Source organism: Escherichia sp. MOD1-EC6162 (assembly GCF_002965125.1).
Taxonomy (GTDB): domain Bacteria; phylum Pseudomonadota; class Gammaproteobacteria; order Enterobacterales; family Enterobacteriaceae; genus Escherichia; species Escherichia marmotae.
This window is the reverse complement of sequence record NZ_PTSB01000086.1, coordinates 1-683: the sequence shown is the minus strand read 5'-3', so window position 1 is coordinate 683 and position 683 is coordinate 1. Positions and strand designations below refer to the sequence as shown.

At 59.6% G+C, this 683-nt stretch carries 1 protein-coding gene; it reads left to right on the top strand.

What is annotated here, in order from left to right; all coding sequences use genetic code 11:
• A partial coding sequence (locus A9587_RS24255) for an RHS repeat-associated core domain-containing protein (protein ID WP_172955473.1) occupies window positions 1–683 on the top strand: 683 nt, incomplete at both ends.

Here is a 683-nt window from a genome sequence, read left to right as displayed (position 1 = left end):
GGTCGTACGGGGCAGATGTACGACCATGACCATTATTATTACGACAAAGCAGGCAACCTGCTGACGGATGAATATCAGGGAGCGGTGATGGACAACCGCCTGCCGGGCTACGGGCGTGACCGTTACCGCTATAACGAATGGGGTGAACTGACAGAGCGGCGAGAACAGCAACTGGAGTGGAACGCACAGGGTCAGTTAACGCGGGTCATCAGCAGCAACAGCGAGACGCGGTATCAGTACGATGCGCTGGGCAGGCGTATCAGCAAGGCGACGTATGGCCGCCATACGAACCAGAGGGAACAGCGGCGGACGACGTTTGTGTGGGAAGGATTCCGGCTGTTGCAGGAGACAACGTGGCAGGGAAAGCGGACGTACCTGTACGACGCGGAACAGCCGTACACGCCGGTGGCGGCCATCACCGGGCGCGGAGAAAGCCGGAAAATCTGGTATTACCACACGGACCTGACGGGCACGGTACAGGAGGTGACCGCATCGGACGGAACACTGGTGTGGGCGGGCTACCAGGCGGGGTTCGGAGAAAACCGGGGCGACATCAGCAACAGCGGGGCGTACTTTGAACAGCCGCTGCGACTGCCGGGGCAGTACTTTGACGAAGAAACGGGGCTGCATTACAATCTGTTCAGATATTATGCGCCGGAGTGCGGGCGGTTTATCAGCCAGGA